General features: G+C 60.9%; 19 protein-coding genes. 16 read left to right on the forward strand and 3 right to left on the reverse strand.

The genetic code is table 11. The features are described 5' to 3' along the window. The first annotated feature begins 30 nt into the window (after positions 1-30). The 11 genes from GGU46_RS03300 (at position 31) to GGU46_RS03345 (ending at position 15,014) form a co-directional block, all read left to right on the forward strand. Positions 31-1,254: a glycosyltransferase family 1 protein gene (locus GGU46_RS03300; protein ID WP_183402118.1), complete on the forward strand. Its 1,224-nt coding sequence runs from the start codon at positions 31-33 to the stop codon at positions 1,252-1,254. A 147-nt stretch (positions 1,255-1,401) separates the two neighbouring features. Further along, positions 1,402-2,583 (forward strand): UDP-galactopyranose mutase, encoded by a 1,182-nt coding sequence (glf, locus tag GGU46_RS03305; RefSeq protein WP_183402119.1) that lies wholly within the window; start codon positions 1,402-1,404, stop codon positions 2,581-2,583. 193 nt (positions 2,584-2,776) lie between these two features. Next, positions 2,777-4,084 (forward strand): family 1 glycosylhydrolase, encoded by a 1,308-nt coding sequence (locus tag GGU46_RS22010; protein ID WP_246398656.1) that lies wholly within the window; start codon positions 2,777-2,779, stop codon positions 4,082-4,084. 3 nt (positions 4,085-4,087) lie between these two features. Next, positions 4,088-5,017 (forward strand): SDR family oxidoreductase, encoded by a 930-nt coding sequence (locus tag GGU46_RS22015; RefSeq protein WP_246417540.1) that lies wholly within the window; start codon positions 4,088-4,090, stop codon positions 5,015-5,017. 192 nt (positions 5,018-5,209) lie between these two features. Then, positions 5,210-6,265 carry an acyltransferase family protein gene (locus GGU46_RS03315; RefSeq protein ID WP_183402120.1) on the forward strand — a complete coding sequence of 352 codons (1,056 nt, stop codon included), beginning with the start codon at positions 5,210-5,212 and terminating at the stop codon, positions 6,263-6,265. Between the two features lie 145 nt (positions 6,266-6,410). Then, positions 6,411-9,812, forward strand: a complete 3,402-nt coding sequence (gene secA / locus GGU46_RS03320; protein WP_183402121.1) for a preprotein translocase subunit SecA — start codon at positions 6,411-6,413, stop codon at positions 9,810-9,812. 115 nt (positions 9,813-9,927) lie between these two features. Next, a complete protein-coding gene (gene deoC / locus GGU46_RS03325; protein WP_183402122.1) occupies positions 9,928-10,605 on the forward strand; it encodes a deoxyribose-phosphate aldolase in 678 nt (225 codons plus the stop codon). Continuing rightward, positions 10,586-11,140: a sporulation protein gene (locus tag GGU46_RS03330; protein WP_183402123.1), complete on the forward strand. Its 555-nt coding sequence runs from the start codon at positions 10,586-10,588 to the stop codon at positions 11,138-11,140. The genes deoC and GGU46_RS03330 overlap by 20 nt, the downstream gene beginning before the upstream one ends. 113 nt (positions 11,141-11,253) lie before the next feature. Next, positions 11,254-12,453 carry a M20 metallopeptidase family protein gene (locus tag GGU46_RS03335; RefSeq protein ID WP_183402124.1) on the forward strand — a complete coding sequence of 400 codons (1,200 nt, stop codon included), beginning with the start codon at positions 11,254-11,256 and terminating at the stop codon, positions 12,451-12,453. Between the two features lie 317 nt (positions 12,454-12,770). After that, on the forward strand, positions 12,771-13,214 hold the full coding sequence (locus GGU46_RS03340) for an Hsp20/alpha crystallin family protein (protein ID WP_183402125.1): 444 nt from the start codon (positions 12,771-12,773) through the stop codon (positions 13,212-13,214). A 291-nt stretch (positions 13,215-13,505) separates the two neighbouring features. Continuing rightward, on the forward strand, positions 13,506-15,014 hold the full coding sequence (locus GGU46_RS03345) for a Do family serine endopeptidase (protein WP_246398651.1): 1,509 nt from the start codon (positions 13,506-13,508) through the stop codon (positions 15,012-15,014). A 78-nt stretch (positions 15,015-15,092) separates the two neighbouring features. Here GGU46_RS03345 and GGU46_RS03350 read toward each other — a convergent pair whose 3' ends face one another. Then, positions 15,093-15,500 carry a hypothetical protein gene (locus tag GGU46_RS03350; protein WP_183402126.1) on the reverse strand — a complete coding sequence of 136 codons (408 nt, stop codon included), beginning with the start codon at positions 15,498-15,500 and terminating at the stop codon, positions 15,093-15,095. A gap of 81 nt (positions 15,501-15,581) precedes the next feature. Next, positions 15,582-16,034 carry a hypothetical protein gene (locus tag GGU46_RS03355; RefSeq protein WP_183402127.1) on the reverse strand — a complete coding sequence of 151 codons (453 nt, stop codon included), beginning with the start codon at positions 16,032-16,034 and terminating at the stop codon, positions 15,582-15,584. A gap of 213 nt (positions 16,035-16,247) precedes the next feature. Here GGU46_RS03355 and amaB point away from each other — a divergent pair, with 213 nt between their 5' ends. Further along, entirely contained in the window at positions 16,248-17,846 is a 1,599-nt protein-coding gene (gene amaB, locus GGU46_RS03360) for an L-piperidine-6-carboxylate dehydrogenase (RefSeq protein WP_183402128.1), read from the forward strand. An 80-nt stretch (positions 17,847-17,926) separates the two neighbouring features. Here amaB and GGU46_RS03365 read toward each other — a convergent pair whose 3' ends face one another. After that, the gene (locus tag GGU46_RS03365; RefSeq protein ID WP_183402129.1) at positions 17,927-18,454 is read right to left on the reverse strand and encodes a hypothetical protein; all 528 of its coding nucleotides are present in this window, start codon (positions 18,452-18,454) and stop codon (positions 17,927-17,929) included. Between the two features lie 184 nt (positions 18,455-18,638). Between GGU46_RS03365 and GGU46_RS03370 the strand changes: the two genes are divergently transcribed. The 4 genes from GGU46_RS03370 (at position 18,639) to GGU46_RS03385 (ending at position 21,954) form a co-directional block, all read left to right on the forward strand. Further along, complete coding sequence (locus GGU46_RS03370; protein WP_183402130.1) at positions 18,639-19,202, forward strand: RNA polymerase sigma factor; 564 nt, start codon at positions 18,639-18,641, stop codon at positions 19,200-19,202. 116 nt (positions 19,203-19,318) lie between these two features. Further along, the gene (locus tag GGU46_RS03375) at positions 19,319-20,080 is read left to right on the forward strand and encodes a hypothetical protein (RefSeq protein ID WP_183402131.1); all 762 of its coding nucleotides are present in this window, start codon (positions 19,319-19,321) and stop codon (positions 20,078-20,080) included. A gap of 3 nt (positions 20,081-20,083) precedes the next feature. Further along, positions 20,084-21,322 carry a hypothetical protein gene (locus GGU46_RS03380; protein WP_183402132.1) on the forward strand — a complete coding sequence of 413 codons (1,239 nt, stop codon included), beginning with the start codon at positions 20,084-20,086 and terminating at the stop codon, positions 21,320-21,322. Between the two features lie 86 nt (positions 21,323-21,408). Then, the gene (locus GGU46_RS03385; RefSeq protein WP_183402133.1) at positions 21,409-21,954 is read left to right on the forward strand and encodes a PPC domain-containing DNA-binding protein; all 546 of its coding nucleotides are present in this window, start codon (positions 21,409-21,411) and stop codon (positions 21,952-21,954) included. Positions 21,955-22,017: the final 63 nt, after the last annotated feature.

Genomic DNA, 22,017 nt, shown 5'->3' on the forward strand with positions numbered 1-22,017 from the left:
GCTGCTGTTCTAACATATCATTTCGCCTTTATGTCGCTGTCTCCACCAGCGGAGCCGCCAGTGCGCGCCTCCCAATCTTCCCTCGCTACCCAATCTGCTGCCCCTGCCGAAACGCTACCCTACGTTCTGCCCGATTTAGTTTGTTTTGCCCACCTGCACTGGGATTTTGTGTGGCAGCGGCCCCAGCACCTGATGTCGCGCTTTGCGCAGCAGGGGCGGGTGTTCTACGTGGAAGATGCCTTCTACCACGCCGACGATTTGATTGAGCCGCACATGGAGGTGAAGGAGCGGCAGCATGGCCTGAAAGTGCTGGTGGTGCACCTGCCAGCCCGTTTGCGCCACAACGAGGAAGCCTCCGAAGAGGCCCAGTACGAAGTGCTGCGCCAGTACTTCGCGGAGCACAACATCGAGAAATTCATTGCCTGGTACTACACGCCCATGGCTCTGGGCAAGTCGCGTAAGTTTACGCCGGCCCTCACCATCTATGACTGCATGGATGAGCTGGCCGCCTTCAAGTTTGCGCCGCCGGCCCTGCGGGAGCGGGAGCAGGAGTTGTTCAAGAAGGCTGACTACGTATTCACGGGGGGCCATACGCTGTACGAGGCCAAAAGCCAGCAACACGCTGATGCGCACCCCTTCCCCAGCAGCATCGATAAGGACCACTTCGGACAGGCCCGCCGGGAAATGCCCGAGCCCGCCGACCAGGCCGGCATTGCCCACCCCCGCGTGGGTTTCTTTGGGGTAGTTGATGAGCGCCTCGACATTGAGCTGCTCCGCCAGCTGGCCGATGCTCACCCCGAGTGGCAGTTCGTGATTATCGGCCCGGTAGTGAAAATCGACCCGGCTATGCTGCCCCGCCAGCAAAACATCCACTACCTGGGCGGTAAAGACTACCAGGAACTGCCCGCCTACCTGCGCGGCTGGGATGTGGCTACCCTGCTCTTCGCCGACAACGAAAGCACGAAGTTCATTTCGCCCACCAAAACGCCCGAGTACCTCGCGGCCGGCCGCCCGGTAGTGAGCACGCCCATCCGCGACGTGGTGCGCCCCTACGGCGACCTGAACCTGGTACACATAGCCGATAACGCCAAGGACTTTGGCGCGGCCATCGAAAAAGCCCTGCTTCAGCACCAGGATGCCGACTGGCGCCAGCGCACCGATGACTACCTCGCCACCATCAGCTGGGACCAAACCTGGCAGCAAATGGTGGCGCTGATGCAGAAAAAACTGACTGCTACCCCGGCTAGCCGCTGATTTTCACATTAGCTGCCAACCAGCTGGCGCCGGCAAAGGGCCGAAAGGCCACCTGACCACCCAGCCCCCTTCTCCCGAAATTTTCGCCCTCCTGTCCAACCCTGCCTGTTCATCCCCCTCATTCTTACCTCAAAACTCCGCTTAGCTATGTTCGATTATCTCATCGTCGGAGCCGGATTTGCCGGCAGTGTATTGGCCGAGCGGCTCGCTACGCGCTCCAATAAAAAAGTGCTCATTGTGGATAAGCGCTGCCACATTGCAGGCAACGCCTACGACCACTACAACGAGGAAGGCATCCTGGTCCACAAGTACGGGCCCCACATTTTCCACACCAACTCGAAAGACGTTTTCGAGTACCTCTCCAACTTCACCGATTGGCGCCCCTATGAGCACCGCGTACTGGCTTCCGTGGATGGTCAGATGGTGCCCATGCCCATCAACCTCGACACCATCAACAAGCTGTATGGCCTCTCGCTGAATAGCTTTGAAGTAGAGCAGTTCTTCGAGTCGGTAGCCGAGCAGGTGCCGGTTATCAAAACGTCGGAAGACGTGGTGGTAAGCAAGGTCGGCCGCGAGCTGTACGAGAAATTCTTCAAGAACTACACCCGCAAGCAGTGGGGCATGGACCCCTCGGAGCTGGATAAGTCGGTAACGAGCCGGGTTCCTACCCGCACCAACCGCGACGACCGGTACTTCACCGATACGTATCAGGCCATGCCGCTGCACGGCTACACCCGCATGTTTGAGCGCATGCTGGACCACCCCAACATCAAGGTGATGCTCAACACCGACTACCACGACATCGTGGACTTCATTCCCTTCAAGGAAATGATTTTTACGGGCCCCGTGGACGAGTACTTCGACTTCAAGTACGGCAAGCTGCCCTACCGCTCCCTGGAGTTCAAGCACGAAACGCTGAATCAGGAAAACTACCTGGCCGCGCCGGTGGTCAACTACCCCAACGACAACCTGTACACGCGCATCACGGAGTTTAAGGCCCTCACCGGCCAGAAGCACCCCAAAACCAGCATCGTGTACGAGTATCCGAAGGCCGAAGGTGACCCGTACTACCCCGTACCGCGCCTCGAAAACGCCGAGCTCTACAATAAGTATAAGAAGCTGGCCGACGAAACTCCGAACGTACACTTTGTGGGCCGCCTGGCTACCTACAAGTACTACAACATGGACCAGGTAGTAGCCCAGGCCCTGACACTGTATAAGAAGCTCACGGAAAAAACCGAAGAAGCCCAGAAGGCTGCCAAGCCCACCATCATCGGCTCGGCCTCCATTATGGAGAAACTGGTGCCCCGCGACCCGGCCAAGGAATAGCGCGCATCAGAATACGCGGTACCCAGAGTCTGTCACTCTGAGCTGGTAGCAAGAAGCCGACGGTAACGGCTGCCCTGTTCGGGGTAGCAACCCTCCGGCGCTTGCTCCCTGCTCAGGGTGACAGAGCTGTTTTCAGATGGTAGTAACTCAACACTGCCACCCTGATGCAAGGCAGCTACTAAAGGATGGAAGTATGGAAAAAGTAGAAGTATGGGGTGGGGTGGAATGCACTATCCGGCGGATTGGCAACGGCTACTCCGACCAGCTCCGGAGCAGCGGCCACCGCAGCCGCATCGAGGACCTGGACCTGTTTGCTGAGCTGGGCATTAAAAAGCTGCGCTACCCCATTCTGTGGGAACAGGTAGCCCCCGAAAGCCTGAACCACCCCGACTGGACCTGGACCGACGAACGAATGGCGCGTTTGCGGGAGCTGGGCATTGACCCCATCGTGACGCTTCTGCACCACGGCAGCGGCCCGCGTTACACCGCCCTCCACAACAAGAACTTTGTGCCCGGCCTGGCCCGGTTTGCCGGCATGGTGGCCGAGCGCTACCCCTGGATCAAGCACTACACCCCCGTCAACGAGCCCCTGACCACGGCCCGCTTCAGCGGCCTCTACGGCATCTGGTATCCGCACGCCCTCGACGACAAAACGTTCGTGCGGATTCAGCTCAATCACATCAGGGGCGTGAAGGAAGCCATGAAGGCCATCCGGCGGGTAACGCCTGAGGCCCAGCTGGTACAGACCGAGGACCTGGGCAAAACCCACTGTACGCCCAAGCTGCAGGAGCAAGCCGAGTTCGAAAACAGCCGCCGCTGGCTCACGTTTGATCTGCTCTGTGGCCGCCTTGATCAGCACCATCCGCTGTGGTCCTATCTGCGCAGGCACGGCGCTTCCGAGGCCGAGCTGCTGGAGCTGGTGCACGACCCCCTACCCCCCGATGTGCTGGGAATCAACCACTACATCACCAGTGAGCGGTTTCTGGACGACAACCACCACTATTTCCCGGCTCATCATCTGTGCCAGAGTGAAGCGCGCGTGGAGTACGCCGATGTGGAGGCCGTGCGCGTGCGGCTGGTACAAATGGCCGGCCTGCACCGCCTGCTGCTGGAAGCCTACGAACGGTACCACTTGCCCATTGCCGTTACCGAAGTACACCTGAACTGTACCCGCGAAGAGCAAATGCGGTGGATAAAATACGCCTGGGATGCCGCTAACCAGCTAAAGCAGGAAGGGATTGATCTGCGCGCCATCACCATTTGGTCGTTGCTGGGCGCCTATGATTGGAATACACTCCTGACCCAGGACGGCGCCTCCTATGAAAGCGGGGTGTTTGATATGCGCGGCGGCAGGCCCCGCCCCACCGCTCTTTTCAAAATGGTAAAGGCGCTGGCTACTGAAGGCCAATATCACCACCCGGTACTCCGTAACAAAGGCTGGTGGGAGCGAGACGACCGTTTCCTCTACCATCATCATTGTCCTACTTCCCAGACCACCTGAGCTATGCAAATTCTTGACTTTAGTGACATGTCCACCGCCCAGCCCCCGGTGCAGCCCCTGCTGATAGCCGGCGCCAAGGGTACCCTGGGCCGGGCCTTCCAGCGCATCTGTGCCATTCGTGGCATCGATGCTGTTGCATTAAGCCGCCACGAGTTGGATATTACCGATCCGCTTTCCGTGGAAAAAGCTCTGAGCCGCTACTCGCCCTGGGCCGTGGTAAATGCTGCTGGCTACGTGCGCGTAGATGAGGCCGAAACCCATTTCAAGCAGTGCTACCACGAGAATAGCGTGGGCCCCGCCATTCTGGCCGCCGCCTGCGCCTACCGCGACGTTCACTTCCTGACGTTTTCCTCCGACCTGGTTTTCGACGGTAGCAAGTCGGCCGCTTACGTAGAAAATGATACCCCCTGCCCGCTGAACGTGTACGGGAACAGCAAGCGCCTGGCCGAGCGCGACGTGCTGCGGCACATGCCCCAGGCCCTGGTAGTGCGCACCAGCGCATTTTTCAGCCATTGGGACGAATACAACTTCGTGTACGCGGCCTTGCACGCCGGCTACCACAAGCAAGCATTTGAGGCCCCCGACAACGTCCTGATTTCTCCTACCTACGTGCCGGACCTGGTGAATGTGTCCCTGGACTTGCTCCTTGATGAGGAGCGGGGCGTGTGGCACCTGGCCAACCAGGGGGCCTACACCTGGGCCGACCTGGCCCGCCTGGCCGCCGATATGGCCCGCCTGGACACTTCCTTCGTGGTGCCCCGCTCCATGCAGGCGTTCGGGTTGCCCGCCGCTCGCCCGGCCTATAGTGTGTTGGGCAGTCGCCAAGGTAATTTATTGCCTACGGTTGAGGAGCGCCTGCAGCAGTGTGTATCGGAGGTGATGACCCTCATGAAGGCTTCGCCCGAAGAAGAACCAATGGCTGTGGCGTCGTAGGCAGCAGCGCCGCCGTACTAGTCTCGCCGCACCTTTTGATCTTTCCTTTCGTGAAAACCCCGCGCCCCCCCCCCGGCAGCGGGGTTTCCTCGTTTTACAACCCGGTAAGAACGGTGGCCTTCTGGCTCCCCGGCAGTGCGGACCGGAATCTTTTGGGCAGCCGTATTTTGCGCCATATTTTTAGCTGCGCCCATGCAAAACAACTTCGATGCCGTGCGCCTAGGGTTAGCCCTGACGGTAGTGCTGTGCCATCTGGCCGTGCTGTCGGAGGTGCCAGCCTTCCAACCCTTTCTGGCAGTGCTGTCGGCTGATTTTGCGGTGAAAGGCTTCTTCGTTATCAGCGGCTGCCTGGTTACCCGCAGCTTTCTGAGCAGTGCCAGCGGCCGGGAGTACGCCGAAAAGCGGGTTAGGCGCATCTATCCGGCGTATCTGGTAACTCTGGGACTGGCCTGGCTGATAGGGTTGGTGGCTACCACGCTCCCGGTAGGGGAGTACCTGGGGCACCCGGCCACCTACCGCTACCTGGGAGCCAATGCCATTTTTCTGAATTTTCTGCAGCCTACCCTGCCGGGTGTTTTCGGGCAGCAGCCCGTGCCGGTACTCAACGGCTCCCTCTGGACCATTAAGGTAGAGCTGTGCCTGTACGCCTGCGTGCCGGTGCTAGTATGGCTGTGCCGCCGGCTGGGGCCCTATCCGGCCGTGGGGCTGGTGTATGTGGGGGCCCTGGCCTGGGGCTGGCTGCTGCCCTGCGTACCCGGCCTAAGTCCCCGGGCCGTAACCGAGCTAAGCCGGCAATTTCCTGGTATGCTGCATTTTTTCGCCCTGGGTGCCTTGTTTACCCTGCAGGAGCGCCGGCTCGGGCCGTGGCTGGGCGGGCTGACGCTGATAGTGGGGGTAGCCTTCCTGCTGCTGCGCCACCATGCGCTACGCGAAGTACTAGAGCCGGTTTGCTACGCCAGCCTCGTGCTGTTTCTGGCTACCCGCCTGCCCGCTCAGCTTCCCGTGGGCAAGTGGGGCGACGTGTCCTATGGCGTGTATCTGGTGCATTTTCCGCTGATACAGCTGTTTGTTTACTGGGGTGTTTTCGCGTCGGCCCCCTGGCAGGGACTCAGTGGGGTGCTGCTGCTGATTTTGCTGGTAGCATTTGGGTTATGGCACCTGGTAGAAAAGCGCTGGCTCCGGCGCAGCGCACGCAGTGGGGAGCTGGAGAAAAGTAGCTGGGCTGTTGCCGGAAGCAGGAGGCCCTGAAATTGCGCCCGTTACAGCAGTGGCCGCCCGCCCGGTAAGCAGCGAAACCAGCCACATTGTCTGTTGATTACGATATGGGGCGATTTTGGCTAGAAATCCTGTAAATTTGGGGAGCGCCCCGGCGTTTCAATTAAGGTAAACCAGCATGTTTGATTTTCTAGGGAAAACCGTCGCCAAGATTTTCGGTACCAAATCGGACCGGGATTTGAAGGAGATTGTTCCGTACGTGGCGCTCGTAAACGCCGAATATGCCAACTTGGCACAACTCAGCGACGATGAGCTGCGCGCCCGCACCGACGAAGTCCGGGCCCGGATCGACGCCTACCTGAAAGCCATCGACGACCAGATTGCCGCCCTGCACCAGCGCGTAAACGAGGATGCCTCCCTCGACGCCGTGCAGAAAGAGCAGCTGTTTGATCAGATTGACACGCTGGAAAAGCAGCGCAACAAGGAGCTGGAAGTAGTGCTCATGGAAGTGCTGCCCGTGGCCTTTGCCATTGCCAAAGAAACCGCCCGCCGCTACACCCAGAACGGCCAGCTGGTAGTTACCGCCACCGATTACGACCGGGAATACGCCCGCCGCAAGTCCAACGTGACCATCCAGGGCGACAAGGCCATCTGGAGCAACAAGTGGACCGCCGCCGGCGCCGAAGTTACCTGGGACATGATCCACTACGATGTGCAGATCATCGGGGGGGTAGTGCTCCACCAGGGCAAGATTTCGGAAATGGCGACGGGTGAAGGTAAAACGCTGGTTTCTACCCTGCCTGCCTTCCTCAACGCCTTGGCCCGCCGTGGTGTGCACCTGGTAACCGTCAACGACTACCTGGCCAAGCGTGACTCGGAGTGGAATGCGCCTCTGTTCGAGTTCCACCGCATCACGGTGGACTGCATCGACAAGCACCAGCCCAACACCGATGCCCGCCGCCAGGCCTACCTCGCCGACATTACTTACGGCACCAACAACGAGTTCGGCTTCGACTACCTGCGCGACAACATGGCCCGCGACCCCCAGGAGCTGGTGCAGCGCCGCCACCACTACGCCATGGTCGATGAGGTGGACTCCGTACTGATTGACGACGCCCGGACCCCGCTCATTATTTCGGGCCCGGTGCCCCGCGGCGACGTGCACGAGTTCTACCAGCTCAAGCCCCGCATTCAGATGCTGGTGGATGCGCAGAAGAAGCAGGTGCAGAACTACCTGGTGGAAGCGCGTAAGCTGATCAAAGAAGGCAAAGACGGCCCCAAGGAAGGGGAGGGCGGCCTGATGCTGTTCCGCGCCTACCGCGGCCTGCCCAAGAGCAAGCCGCTGATCAAGTTCCTGTCGGAAACCGGCATGCGCGCCGTGCTGCAGAAAACCGAGAACTACTACCTGCAGGACAACCAGCGCCAGATGCCCAAGGCCGATGAGCCGCTGTTCTTCACCATCGACGAGAAAAACAACCAGATCGAGCTGACCGAAAAAGGCATCGACCTGATTACCGGCCAGGGCGAAGACCACAGCTTTTTCATCATGCCCGATATCGGCTCGGAGCTGGCCGTTATCGAGAACAGCAAGGAGCTAAGCGCCGAAGAAAAGCTGCACACCAAGGAAAAGCTCATGGACGACTTCCAGGTGAAGTCGGAGCGCATCCACACCATCAACCAGCTACTGAAAGCCTACACCCTCTTCGAGAAGGACGACCAGTACATCCTCACTGATGATGGCAAGGTGAAAATCGTGGACGAGCAGACCGGCCGCGTAATGGAAGGCCGCCGCTATTCCGACGGCTTGCACCAGGCTATTGAAGCCAAGGAAAACGTGCGCGTGGAAGACGCCACCCAGACCTACGCCACGGTAACCCTGCAGAACTATTTCCGCATGTACCACAAGCTGGGCGGCATGACGGGTACGGCCGAAACCGAGGCCGGCGAGTTCTGGGAAATCTATAAGCTCGACGTGGTAGTAATTCCTACCAACCGCGGCATTGCCCGCAAAGACGAGCACGACAAGGTGTACAAGACCGTTCGTGAGAAGTACAACGCCGTAGCCGAGGAAATCCAGACGCTGGTGCAAGCCGGCCGCCCCGTGCTGGTGGGTACCACGTCCGTTGAAATTTCGGAGCTGGTGAGCCGCATGCTCAACCTGCGCAAGATTCCGCACCAGGTGCTGAACGCCAAGCAGAACCAGCGCGAAGCCGAGATTGTAGCCGCTGCCGGCTACCCCGGCACCGTAACCATTGCCACCAACATGGCCGGCCGTGGTACCGACATCAAGCTGCGCGGCACCGCCAAGGAAGCCGGTGGTCTGGCCATTATTGGTACGGAGCGCCACGAGTCGCGCCGCGTTGACCGCCAGCTGCGGGGTCGTGCCGGCCGCCAGGGCGACCCGGGTTCTTCGCAGTTCTTCGTGAGCCTCGAGGACAACCTGATGCGCTTGTTCGGCTCCGACCGCATTGCCAAGCTCATGGACCGTATGGGCCTCGAGGAAGGCGAGGTGATTCAGCACTCCATGATTACTTCTTCTATCGAGCGTGCTCAGAAGAAGGTAGAGGAAAACAACTTCGGCATCCGGAAGCGCCTGCTGGAGTACGACGACGTGATGAATGCCCAGCGCGAGGTGGTGTACAAGCGCCGCCGCAACGCCCTGCATGGCGAGCGTCTGGAGCTGGACATCTGGAACATGATCTACGACGTCTGCGAAGACATCGTGGTGGGCCACAAAGGCAATAACGACTTCGAGGACTTCAAGCTGGCCGTTATCCGGGTGTTCGGCTACGATACCCACCTGACGGCTCAGGACCTGACCGGCATGCAGGCCGGGCAGCTCACCCAGAAGCTCTACGATGAGGCACTGGGCTACTACCACAGCAAGAACGAGTTTATTGCCGGCAACTCCCTGCCGCTGATTAACGACCTGCTGAGCCAGAACTCGCCCTACGAGAATATTGCCATTCCCTTCACCGATGGCCGCAAGCAGATTCAGGCCGTGGCCAACCTGCGCCGCGCCCAGGCGAACGGCGGCCACGAGGTGATTCGGAGCATGGAAAAGGTGGTGGTGCTGTCGGTAATTGACGAGGCCTGGACCAAGCACCTGCGCGCCATGGACGACCTGAAACAGGTGGTGCAGAACGCCGTGTACGAGCAGAAAGACCCGCTGCTGGTGTACAAGTTCGAGTCGTTCGAACTGTTCAAGCAGATGATCAGCAAGGTCAACGAGGACACCATCCAGTTCCTGTTCCGCGCCGACGTGCCCATGCAGGCCGGCCAGGATGGCTACGATGAGCCCGAGTACTTCACCGAAGACGAGTTGCCCGTAGCGCCGCCCCAGCCCCGCCTGAAGGCCGAAAAAGAAGTATCGTCGGCTTCGTTGGGTGCTGGCCCCGAGGATCTGGAGCAGGACGGCGCCCAGGTGCTGGAAAAGCAGCAGCCCGCCAAATCGCAGAAAGTGGCCAACCGCAACGAGAAGGTGAGCGTGCAGTACATGGACGGCCGCATCCTGCGCGACGTGAAGTTTAAGCAGGTAGAAGACGACCTGCTCAACGACCGGGCCGTGCTGATCGACTAACGGCCAGCAGGTAAATAGCAAACGGGCCGCGTTTCCAGTTGGAAGCGCGGCCCGTTTGTTGTAGCATGCAGGTCACTTCGCTCGTGCCGCTCACGTCCGTTACCTTTGCCTTCTTATGTCGCAAAAGCTCGCCGCCGCCATCGACCACACCCTGCTGAGGCCGGACGCCACCCCGGATCAGATAACCCAACTCTGCCAGGAGGCAGCGGCCCACCGCTTCGCCAGCGTGTGCGTGCCGCCCTGCTACGTGCGCTTTGCGGCCGAGCAGCTCCAGAACACCGGGGTGCCCGTGTGCACGGTTATTGGGTTTCCGCTGGGGTATGCGTTGGCCAAGGTGAAGTTCTTTGAGGCCCACCAGGCCCTGGCCGACGGTGCCACCGAGCTGGATATGGTTATCAACGTGGGGGCGCTGAAAGCAGGCCGGCTGGAAGAAGTGGAAGAGGAAATAGGGCAGTTGGCCGAGTTGTGCCACCTGCGCGGCGCCATTCTCAAAGTCATCATTGAAACCGCCTTGCTTACGGAGGACGAAATTGTAACCGCCTGCCAGCTCTGCGTAGAGGCCGGCGCCGATTTCGTGAAAACCTCCACCGGCTTTGCCAACCGGGGCGCTTCCGTGGCCGATATTATGCTCATGCGCCGCTCGTTGCCGGGCGGCGTGCGTATCAAGGCCTCGGGCGGCATCCGGACGCGCACGGCTGCCCTGGCCCTGCTGGCCGCCGGTGCCGACCGAATCGGCTCCTCCAATAGTCTGGCTTTGCTGGAAGAACCTTCTCATGAAACATCTGCTACGTAACGTGCTGCTGCTGTCCACTTTGTTTTCCCTGGGCGCTTGTGCCTCGTCGGGTCCGGCCGCACCGGCGGCTTCCACTGCTACCCCTGATACCACGCGGCGGACCTCTGCGGCTGCTACCCCCACCGAAGACCTGAGCCGGTACCGGCCGGTGTTTGCCGCGCCCAAAGCGCCAGCCGCTGCGCCTGCTACCCCTGCCCGTCCGGTTACCCCCACCAACCACGTCAACCCCCAGATTGAGCAGCGCCTCCGCGACCAGGCCTTCACCAACCAGAACGTGAAGTACGCCCAGGGCTACCGCATTCTGGCCTACGTAGGGCTGGAAAAAGAGCAGGCCATGGCCGTGCGCCGCGCCGTTATCAGCCGCTACCCCGAGGAAACCGACTACCTCGCCTACAAGCAGCCCATCTTCCGCCTCTGGATTGGCGACTACTTAACGCGCCTGGAAGCAGAGCAGGCCCTGATCCGGATTCGGCCCCTGGCTCCGAAAGCTGAGTTGGAATCGGCCCAGGTGATTATCAACAAAACTACTTTTTAACCAAATCGGCACACGAGAATCCGGGGCCCTGAATGGTGGCGCCGGGGTTTTCAGGCGGCCGCAGCTATTTTTCTCCGCCACCACACGCGAAGCCAGAGCTTTGCGCCATTGCTATGCAACATCTACTGCCCCGCATTAAAACCCTGGCGGCCGAAACGGCGGCCGATACCGTAGCTCTGCGCGAGCATCTGCATGCCCACCCGGAGCTGTCGTTTCAGGAACATGACACCGTAGCTTTCGTGACGGAGCAGCTGCGGCAGTTGGGCCTGCGGCCCCAGCCCATTGCCGGTACGGGGGTAGTAGCCCTCATAGAAGGCCGGAACCCCGGCTCCCGCACCGTGGCCCTGCGCGCCGACATGGACGCGCTGCCTATTACGGAGCAAAACGACGTGCCTTACAAATCCCGGAACCCCGGCGTGATGCACGCCTGCGGCCACGATGTGCACACGGCCTCCCTGCTGGGCGCGGCCCGCATCCTGACCCAGCTGCGCGACGAGTTTGAAGGCACCGTGAAGCTGATGTTCCAGCCCGGTGAAGAGCTGCTACCGGGGGGCGCTTCTCTTATGATTAAGGAAGGAGTGCTGGAAAACCCGAAGCCGGCCAGCGTGCTGGGCCAGCACGTATTTCCGCGCCTGCCGGCCGGCAAAGTAGGCTTGCGGGCCGGCCGCTACATGGCCAGCACCGATGAGCTGTACCTGACCGTGCGCGGCCAGGGCGGCCACGGTGCCATGCCCGAGCAGAACCTGGACCCGGTAGTAGTAGCCGCGCATATTATCGTGGCGGCCCAGCAGATTGTCAGCCGCCGCGCCAACCCCAAGCTGCCCTCCGTGCTGTCGTTCGGGAAGGTAATTGCCCAGGGTGCCACCAACGTTATTCCCAACGAAGTGTACATCGAAGGCACGTTCCGGACCCTGAACGAGGAGTGGCGCAACGAGGCTCACCAGCACCTGCGCCGCCTCTGCGAGGGCCTGGCCGACAGCATGGGCACTACCTGTGAGCTGGAAATCCGCCGGGGCTACCCCTACCTCGAGAACGAACCCGCCCTGACGGCCCGCACCGAACAAGCCGCCGTGGAGTACCTGGGCCGCGAAAACGTGGTGGAGCTGGACCAATGGATGGCCGCCGAGGACTTCGCTTACTTTAGCCAGGCCGCCAGCGCCTGCTTCTACCGCCTGGGCACGGCCGCCGCTGACGGCAGCGGCCGCCACACCTCCTCCGTGCACACCCCCACCTTCGACATCGACCCGAAAGCCCTGGAAACCGGCCCCGGCCTGATGGCCTGGCTGACCCTGCGGGAACTGGCCGAAAAGTAGCCTCTACCCGGTCCTTGCGCTCCGGTCCGACGCCGGAGGCGTCCGACCGGGTAGTGGGGTGGTGTCTGAATCATGGAGCTTTTTCAGCTCGTTAAGTTGTTGCAGTGTCAATTTGACATCATCTTGGGAAGCTGATTATACTTGTTTGAACTATAATGAGGGGCATTTTCTCAAAGTAACAGCGGTTGCTGCAGCAGATTATTTTCGAAATAATGACAAATTGACTGTAATAATGCATTGGTATAGAATTTATAGAGTACAGGTGTCGCCACACTGCTGGCGACGCTCAAACCTGAACTCAAAACTTCTAGATTACCATGGCAACTCTGCTGTATAACAACCTGCCTGCCCTACGTCCTTCCCGTGCTTTCAGCTCGGTTCTCAATGAAATGCTGCGCGACACGTTGCCCTCGCAAACCGCGCCTTCCCAGAGCTTTATTCCGCAAGCCGATATTGTGGAGCTGGAGCAGGGCTTTGAGCTACACCTGATGCTGCCCGGCGTAGCGAAGGAAAACGTAAAGATTGACTTCCACGAGGGCAAACTCACGGTAACCGGTGAGCGCAAAGCCCCGGAAGCCACCGAGAACGGACCGAAATTCCGGCGTGTAGAGTCGGGCTACGGGGCCTTTACCCGCACCTTCCGCCTGCCCGACACCGTGGACGTAACCGCCATTGATGCCCAGCTTCAGGACGGGGTGCTCCGCCTGTTGCTGCCCTTCGACAGCAAGAAGGTAACCAAGCATCAGATTGAAGTGCGCTAAGCGCGGCAATTCAGGAAAAAAGGCACCCCTTGCTGGTGCCTTTTTTCTTGTTTCGTGTGTTCTTACATCAGTAGCCGGAGGGGTAGGAGTGGGCCGTTGCCAGGCAGGTAATCTACCAACCGGCTAATTTCCTCCTTCAACAGGCATGCAACCGGACACCATTCGCTAGGTATCTAGCGTTAGGTAGGCAGCCAGGGAGTTGGGGCATCTTGGAAAGTCCCGCCGCATGGTTCGCTCACGATTCTGTTGTATTTTCAACTCGACATCTTTCATCTCACCTCTTTCTTACCCATGCAAGCAAAACAAATGATGCTCGGTCTGCTTGGTTCCGCCATTTTGGGTGGAGGCGTGGCCGTGGGTGGGTACAAGCTGCTGGAACCGGAGCGCGGCCTTGCGCCCCAGACCGTAGCTGCCGACCCGAACGTTCGGTACACCAGTGAGTTGCGCAATAGCACTTACACCGTGCCCGAAGGGTTAAATTTCACGGCTGCCGCTGCTTCCGTAACGCCGGCCGTAGTGCACGTCATGACGGAGTACGCCCCCAAGGCCAGCCAGGGCGGCGACATGTCGCGCATGGACCCCTTCCTGCGCCAGTTCTTCGGGGAAGAGTTTGACCAGTACCAGGGTCGCGGCCGCCAGCAAGGGCCGCAGCAGGGTTCGGGCTCAGGCGTTATCATCGCCGCCAACGGCTACATCGTGACCAACAACCACGTCATTGAGAAGGCCGACAAGATTGAAGTGGTGATGGACGACAAGCGCAAGTTCCAGGCGGAGCTGGTGGGCGCCGACCCTACCACCGACCTGGCCTTGTTGAAAGTGAAGGCTGATAACCTGCCCTTCGTGCGCTACGGCAACTCCGATAACGTGAAAGTAGGGGAGTGGGTACTGGCCGTGGGTAACCCCTTCAACCTGAACTCTACGGTTACGGCCGGCATCATCTCGGCCAAGGGCCGCAACATCAACATTCTGCGCCGCGAGGACAACATGGGCATCGAGTCGTTCCTGCAGACGGACGCGGTGGTGAACCCCGGCAACTCGGGCGGGGCCCTGGTAAACCTCAACGGCGACCTGGTGGGGATTAACTCGGCTATTGCCTCGCACACCGGCTCCTTCGAGGGCTACTCGTTTGCCGTGCCCAGCTCCATCGTGAGCAAAGTAGTGGATGACCTGCTGAAGTACAAGACGGTGCAGCGGGCTCTGCTGGGCGTCCAGATTCGGGAGGTAGATGCTACCCTGGCTTCGGAGAAAAAGCTGAAAAGCCTGAATGGCGTGTACGTAATGAGCCTGGGCAAAAACAGCTCCGCCGCCGACGCAGGCTTGCAGGAAGGCGACATCATCACGGAAATCAACGGGGTGAAGGTGAACACCTCCTCGCAGCTGCAGGAGCAGGTGGCCCGCTTCCGTCCCGGCGACAAAATCAAGGTGACGTATCTGCGCGGCAGCGACTCGCGGGTGGCCACGGCTACCCTGCGTAACGCCACCGGCACCACTGACATTGTGCGGGACGAAGTAGCAACGCTGAAGTACGAAGGCGCTACTCTGGCGCCGGTGAGCCGCCAGGAGCTCAACAAGCTCGGCATTGACGGCGGAGCCAAGATTAACGGCATCAAAGGCTCGAACTTCCGCGAAACCGGCATTGCCGATGGCTTCATCATCACCCGCATCGACAAGAACAAGGTGACCAAGCCCCAGGACGTGCAGCGCTACCTCGAAGCCGCCAAAGAAACCGATGGCGCCCTGGTAGAAGGCGTGTACCCCGACGGCCGCAAAGCTTACTACCCCATTGGGCAGGCGCAGTAAGCTTGCCTGAGCTACAAAACAGAAGCGCCCCCCGCTACTTTAGCGGGGGGCGCTTCTGTTTTGTAGCCGGCTGGTTTGCTACCCCAGCAGCCACTGCAAAGCGGGGCCTTCTTCAATGAACAGGCGCATGTGGTAGGTGCGCTCCGGAGCCAGTCCAAAGTTCAGGTACTGCTCCTGCGTCGGGTCGGCCTTGTAAATTTCCAGCCGCGCCGGTGAGCACAGCACCGCCAGGCGCAGGGGCTGGGGCGCCAGTTGGGCCGCCGCGCCGGGGTAGAACTCGTGGGTAGTCCACTGCCCGATTTCCGGGTCGAGCTCATTGCGGCGGCGTACATCCAGCAACCAGCGGCTCAGGTGGTGGTGGGTGGCGGCCGCCAGAATGGCTTGGTAATCAGCCCGCAGCTGGGCCGAAGACGCCTGCATGGGCCAGCGGGCTACCAGAACCCCCAGATCGGGGCGGCTAGTGATGGTGCAGACAGTATCCGACATAGCGTGAAGATACGCAGCGGCCTGGGAATCAGATTTCGCGAGCCGGTTGGGGGTAGGTCGCTGCTTTGGCGGTTTGCGGCCCTAGGCCGGCAAAGCGAAAGGCGTGCCCACCGTCTCCGACAGCAGCCACTGCATCACGTCAGATTCGTTCAGGAAAATGCGCATCAGGTAGGGTTGGGCTGAATCCTGGCTGCGGGTAATGGCCGCGTGCTGCACGGTAGACTCGGCCAGAATGGTTTCCAGCCGGGTGGGAGAAATGAGGTAGCCTACCCGCAGCAGGGCGGGCTGCAGGCGTAGGGCTGCCGCGGGCAGGAACGTGTCCGACATCCAGGCGGAGCGCTCGGCGTTAACGGTCACACGCCGGCGCACGTCCACGACCCAGTGCGCAATGCCGTGGTGTTGGGCCAGCTCCAGCGCGGCCTGGCAGCCGGTCTGCAGTTCGGGTAATGTAGTATCGCGCAGCCAGCGTAGAACCAGCACCTGCAAATCGGGGCGGTGCGTGAGCTGAAGGTAGTCGGAATAAGAAGCAAACATCAAAAGCAGAAGTAACGCGCCCCAAAAATATGTGCTTCGCCCGTAACAGAGCAGCTGGCGTCGGCGGGGCAGCCCATGCTGAGCCGCCCTGCCGACGCCAGCGCGGCGGGCGTATTCGTTTTTATAGCTTGCTTTGCAGATGGCAGCCTGCGGGTACGCCGCGCCGCCCAGGCGCTTAGTTGAAGCTGTTCTCCCACCCAACCTAACTTTTCCATGAAACAAGCCCTCGAAGAAGCCACCGCCACCGGTACCGATGTGCAGGAGCACGACCCCCACGGCATTCAGCAAGTGTTGCAGGAGCTGGGCGTAGAGGCCCATAACGCCGCCTGGAGCACCGGCCTGCAGTGGGGCGGCGCTTCAGGCGGCAGCGTGCGCGCCATCCACTCGCCTACCGATGGCCGCCTGATTGGCACCGTCGCTATGGCTACCCCCCAGGACTACGACAACGTGGTAGCGCAGGCCCAGCAGGCCTTCCAGGCGTGGCGGCTGGTGCCGGCCCCCAAGCGCGGCGACATCGTGCGCCAGATTGGCAACAAGCTGCGCGAAAACAAGGAGCCCCTGGGCAAGCTGGTAAGCTACGAAATGGGGAAGATTCTGCAGGAAGGCCTCGGCGAAGTGCAGGAAATGATTGACATCTGCGACTTCGCGGTGGGCCTCTCGCGCCAGCTCACCGGCTACACCATGCACTCAGAGCGGCCGGCCCACCGCATGTACGAGCAGTACCACCCGCTGGGGGTAGTGGGCATCATTTCGGCCTTCAACTTCCCGGTGGCCGTGTGGAGCTGGAATGCCATGCTGGCCGCCATCTGCGGCGACGTGTGCATCTGGAAACCCTCCGAGAAAACCCCGCTGGTAGCCGTGGCCGTGCAGCACATCCTGCGCGACGTGCTCCGGGAAAACGAGCTGCCGGAAGGCATTTTCAACCTGGTTATCGGGGATGCGGAAATTGGCGCCGCCATGGCCGCCGACCCGCGCGTACCGCTGGTGTCAGCTACGGGCAGCACCCGCATGGGCAAGAAGGTAGGTGAGGTGGTGGGCGGCCGCCTGGGCCGGGCCCTGCTGGAGCTGGGCGGCAACAACGCCATCATCCTCACGGAACATGCCGACCTGGACATGGCCATGCGCGCCGTGGTGTTTGGGGCGGTAGGCACGGCCGGGCAGCGCTGCACCACCACCCGCCGCCTCATCATCCACGATTCGATTTACGAGGACGTGAAGGCGCGCCTGCTGAAAATCTATCCTAACTTGCCCATCGGCCACCCCCTGCAGGAAGGCAACCTGGTAGGCCCCCTGATTGACAAAACGGCCGTGGAAGCCTTCACGCATGCCCTGGACGCTGTGCAGCAGGAGGGCGGCACGCTGCTCATGGGGGGCGAAGTGCTGACCGGGGCGGGTTACGAAACCGGCACTTACGTGACGCCCGCCCTGGTAGAAGCCCGCAATGAATACCACACGGTGCAGGAGGAAACCTTCGCGCCCATTCTCTACCTCATCCGGTACAGCGGGGGGGTAGAGGAAGCCATTGCCCTGCAGAACGGGGTGCGCCAGGGCCTCTCTTCCAGCATCTTCTCCCTGAATATGCGCGAAACCGAAACCTACCTCAGCCACGCCGGCTCCGACTGCGGCATTGCCAACGTGAACATCGGCACGAGCGGGGCCGAAATCGGGGGGGCCTTCGGGGGCGAAAAGGAAACCGGCGGCGGCCGCGAGTCCGGCTCCGACGCCTGGCGCATCTACATGCGGCGCCAAACCAATACCATCAACTTCAGCACCCAGCTGCCCCTGGCCCAGGGAATTACGTTTGACGTGTAAAACGCCCGGGAAAAAGCAAAAGGCCCGTTCGGTATCCTACCAGGCGGGCCTTTGTGTTAGTGCAAGGCAGCCAGCGGCGGCTACATCCCTACCTTAAAGTCGCCGTGGCCTTTGTAGTACAGGGTGTTATCAGAGTTGTAAAAGACATAGTACAGTCGGTACACCCCTTTGTCAGCAAACTTACTGGTAGGCAGTTCCAGCAAAAGCTGGCTTCCGTAGCGGCCACCGACTGCGGCGGGCACATCAAGCCGGTTCAGGACTTTGTACTTCTTATCAACGAAGACGAGGTGCAGGCGGGCACTAGTCAGGGCAGTACGGTACAGCAGCGTAGCTTGCCCGCCGGCCTCCACTGGGTTAGGGAAAAAGCCCAGATCAAAGACGTTACCGGCCGGCTGGCTGTTTACCTTGACCTTCAGGTCGTCGGCGAAAAGCTTGACTTCCTGTTTATTCCACTTACCGTCCAGGGTCCAGTCCGATTTATCGGCGTAGCCCATCGGAACATTCTGGTGGTCGCGGTAGCTAACGCCCTCGTCGGGCCCAAAGTCAATTTTATTATTACACGATCCGGCCAGCAGGGCTACCCAAAGCAGGAGTATATATTTTCTCATAAACCGGGGAATGAAATGAAGCCATTAAAAGTACTAGAAGTGGCCGGAATGACAACCTGGTGCAACCCCGCCCGGGGCCGGCTGTCTTTCACCTGCTTACCTGATAGCACGAGCCTTTTTGCCCGGAAAGTTGGATATTTACGATTCTCTCGTTTCCGGACCCCCGCCAACCCAGCAGCAACCTATGGAGGCATTTGCGTACACTGACATCAACGCCCCGCTAGTCGAGCGGTGCCGCTTAGGCGACCGGCGCGCCCAGGCCGAAATCTACAAGCGCTACTCCAAGGCCATGTTCAACGCCTCCCTGCGCATTACCGGCGACTTTGCCGAGGCCGAGGACGTGTTGCAGGAGTCGTTTCTGAGCGCCTTCCGGGAGCTGCACAGCTACAAAGGCGACTCGTCTTTCGGCTCCTGGCTGAAGCGCATCGTTATCAACAAAAGCATTAACTGCCTGCGCAACCGGCGCCTGCAGCTGGTGCCCCTGGCCGACCAGCACGACGGCGCCGCCCCCGACTCCGACGACCATGGCCCCGATATGGAGGAGCTGGGCTGGCGTGCCGATGTAGTGCGCCGCTGCGTGCAGGAGCTGCCCGATGGCTACCGGGTAGTCCTCTCGCTGTACCTGCTGGAGGGCTACGACCACGCCGAAATTGCCGGTATTCTCAACATCACGGAATCCACTTCGAAGTCGCAGTACAGCCGGGCCCGGAAAAAGCTCCTGGAGCTGGCCCGCCAGCACGGCCTGTAAAACGCGCGACCTGATTTACCCTCCCTCCCCGACGACGACCTGCTGCCCCCGTTGCGCTGGCCCACCCAACCCCGACCCGCGCGCCGCTCCTGGCAGCCTGCCCATTACTACCGCACATGAACGAGAAGAAAACCGGACTGGAAGCCTTTGTTGAGCGCCACCGCGCCGACTTCGATGTGTTCGAGCCGCGCCCAACTCTCTGGGACGACCTTGAACTGGAGCTGACTGCGCCCAAAGCCGCTGAAGAGGAAGCTCCTCTGCGCATACTCCCCCTGCACATTACCCCCGAAAATACGCCGGTGGCACCGGCAGTAGCGGCGGCCCAGCCGTTGGCTACCGCTGATTCTGCTGTGCGCTCCGCCCGCCCCTATGGCATTGCTGCCGCCGTAGCGGCTTTGTTGATGGTTGGTACCTGGTTCTGGCAGCACCAGTCGGACGCTACCCGCTGGACGCGCACGGAGCAGGTAGCCGTAACCGGGCCGGCGGCCCCTGAGGAGGTAGGGCAGCCCCTGCTGGCCGCTACCCCGGCCGCGGCCGGCCCGGAGCAGCGCCTGGCCGGCGCCGTGCAGCGCATGGAGGCCTACTATGCCACCCAGATTGCCGAGCGCCAGCGGGAACTGCAAGCCCTGGACAAAGAAACCCCTGCCACGGCCCCACGGTCGGACTGGCAGCAGGAGCTGCGCGGCCTAGACTCCACGTATCAGCAGCTCCGGACGGAGCTGTACCGCAATCCGGAGCCTGAGGTAGTGCTGGATGCCATGGACCGCAACCTGCAGATCCGGCTGGATTTGCTGAACCAGCAGCTGCGCACCCGCGAGCAGATCAAGGATTATCACTCCCAACCTTACATGGTGGCCGAGGGTCGCCGCAAGCCCTAAGCCATGCCCCGCACGTTGCTTTCTGTTGGAGGGGTAGGGCCGCTGCTGCTGGCCGCCGTACTGGTGGCCGGCGTCCGCACTGCGGGCTACGGCCAGCAAACGGTAGCCCCCGCTGAGGCAGAGCTGCACTATTATCAGCCCACAGCCGCCCCCCTGGCGCCGGGGAGCGGCTCGGCGCCGGATGCGCGCCAGGGCGGTGGGCAAGGCCCGCAGGAAGAAGCGCAGCCGACGCCCGCCGTGGAAAAAGTGCGCAAAATCAGCCGCACGTTTCCGGCCAGCGCCACCAAGCTCTACTCCCTCGATACCCGCTACGGCCGGGTGCAGGTAAACGTGTGGAACCGGGCCGAGATTCGCACCGACGTGGACATTATCACCCGCGCCGAAACCGAGGAAAAGGCCCAGCAGCTCCAGGACATGATTCAGGTGCAGCTACAGGACCAGGACCCCGCCACCGGGGGCATTGTGGCCCGCTCGCGCTTTGGCGCCATGCCCCGCGAATGCTGGAGCCGCACCAAGCTTTACGAAGTAAACTATACCGTGTGGGTGCCCAAAAATACGCCCCTGGCCCTGCACAACACCTTCGGCGAAATCAGCCTGACCAGCGACCTGACCGGGGCTACCGAGCTGGCCATTGAGTACGGCACCCTGCGCACGGCCCGGCTGGAAGGCCCCCGCAACTCGGTGCGCGTGTGCAATGCCCAGTGCACCGTGCCCTACGCCGGCCGCGCCACCGTGGATGCCTCCTACTCCAAGCTGCGCCTGACGGAAGGTGGCACCGTGGAGCTGCGCAACAACTATTCGGATATTGACATCGGCTCGGTGCAGGACCTGACGGTGCACAGCAAGTACGGCGACGTGGCCCTGGGCACCGTGCGCAACCTGCGGGGCAGCTCCGGCTACTCCCGTTTCAGCATCGATAAGCTCAGCAACCAGCTGGACATGAAGCTGCAGTACTGCCCCACCTTCGAGGTGCGCAGCACCGGCAAAAATTTCCGGCAGATCAACGTGGATGGCGGCTACAGCACCATTCTGCTTAATTTCCCCGACGGGGCCGGCTTTAACTTCGATGTAAATACCGAGCACGGCAAGCTGCTGGTCGATAAGCGCCTGGTGAAGGTAGATTCAGAGGAAAGCAGCCCTTCTTCCAGCGACATGCAGGGTACTTTCGGGGCCGTGCAGACGCGTAACCTTGGCAATGTGAACATCAAAGTGCGCTACGGCAACGTGAGCTTTAAACGGTAAGCAGCCCCGCCCTGCTAAGCAGCAAGCCGGCCGGGCAGCAACCAGCAGTTGCTGCCCGGCCGGCTTTTATCTGTTTATTTGCCCATATGCGCTTCTTTTTGCTCGCGGCGCTGCTGGCTTTTCAGGCCACGGCAGCCGCTGCCCAATCCTTGCCTACTGGTATGCCCCCTGCTCCTGGTTTCGCGCCCTCGTCCTCGCTCCGCACGTACGCCCTCCGCCTGAAACCGGGCCAGGACGTGCGCCGCGAGCTGCTGGCTTTTGCCGAGCAGCACCAGCTGCGGGCGGCGGCCGTGCTTACCTGCGTTGGCAGTCTGACTACGGCTACCCTACGGCTGGCCAATCAGGAGGGGCCTACCCGGTACCAGGGGCACTTCGAAATTGTATCCCTGGTAGGTACCCTCTCCGTCAATGGCAGCCATCTGCACCTGGCCATTGCCGATTCCACCGGCCGCACCCTGGGCGGGCATTTGCTAGATGGCAACGTTATTTATACCACGGCCGAGCTGGTTATCGGGGAAATGCCGGAGTTAGACTTTCGGCGGGAACCCGACGCTACCTATGGGTATCAGGAGCTGGTGGTTTATCCGGGTAAGAATAAAAAGTCTAAGTCAATGGCGAAAAAACACAAATAAAAAGTGAGTAAGCGGGTATCCGGCTAAAGATGAGCTGGAAATAGTGCTGAATGCTTTTCGGCC

It is taken from the genome of Hymenobacter latericoloratus (assembly GCF_014199535.1).
Taxonomy (GTDB): domain Bacteria; phylum Bacteroidota; class Bacteroidia; order Cytophagales; family Hymenobacteraceae; genus Hymenobacter; species Hymenobacter latericoloratus.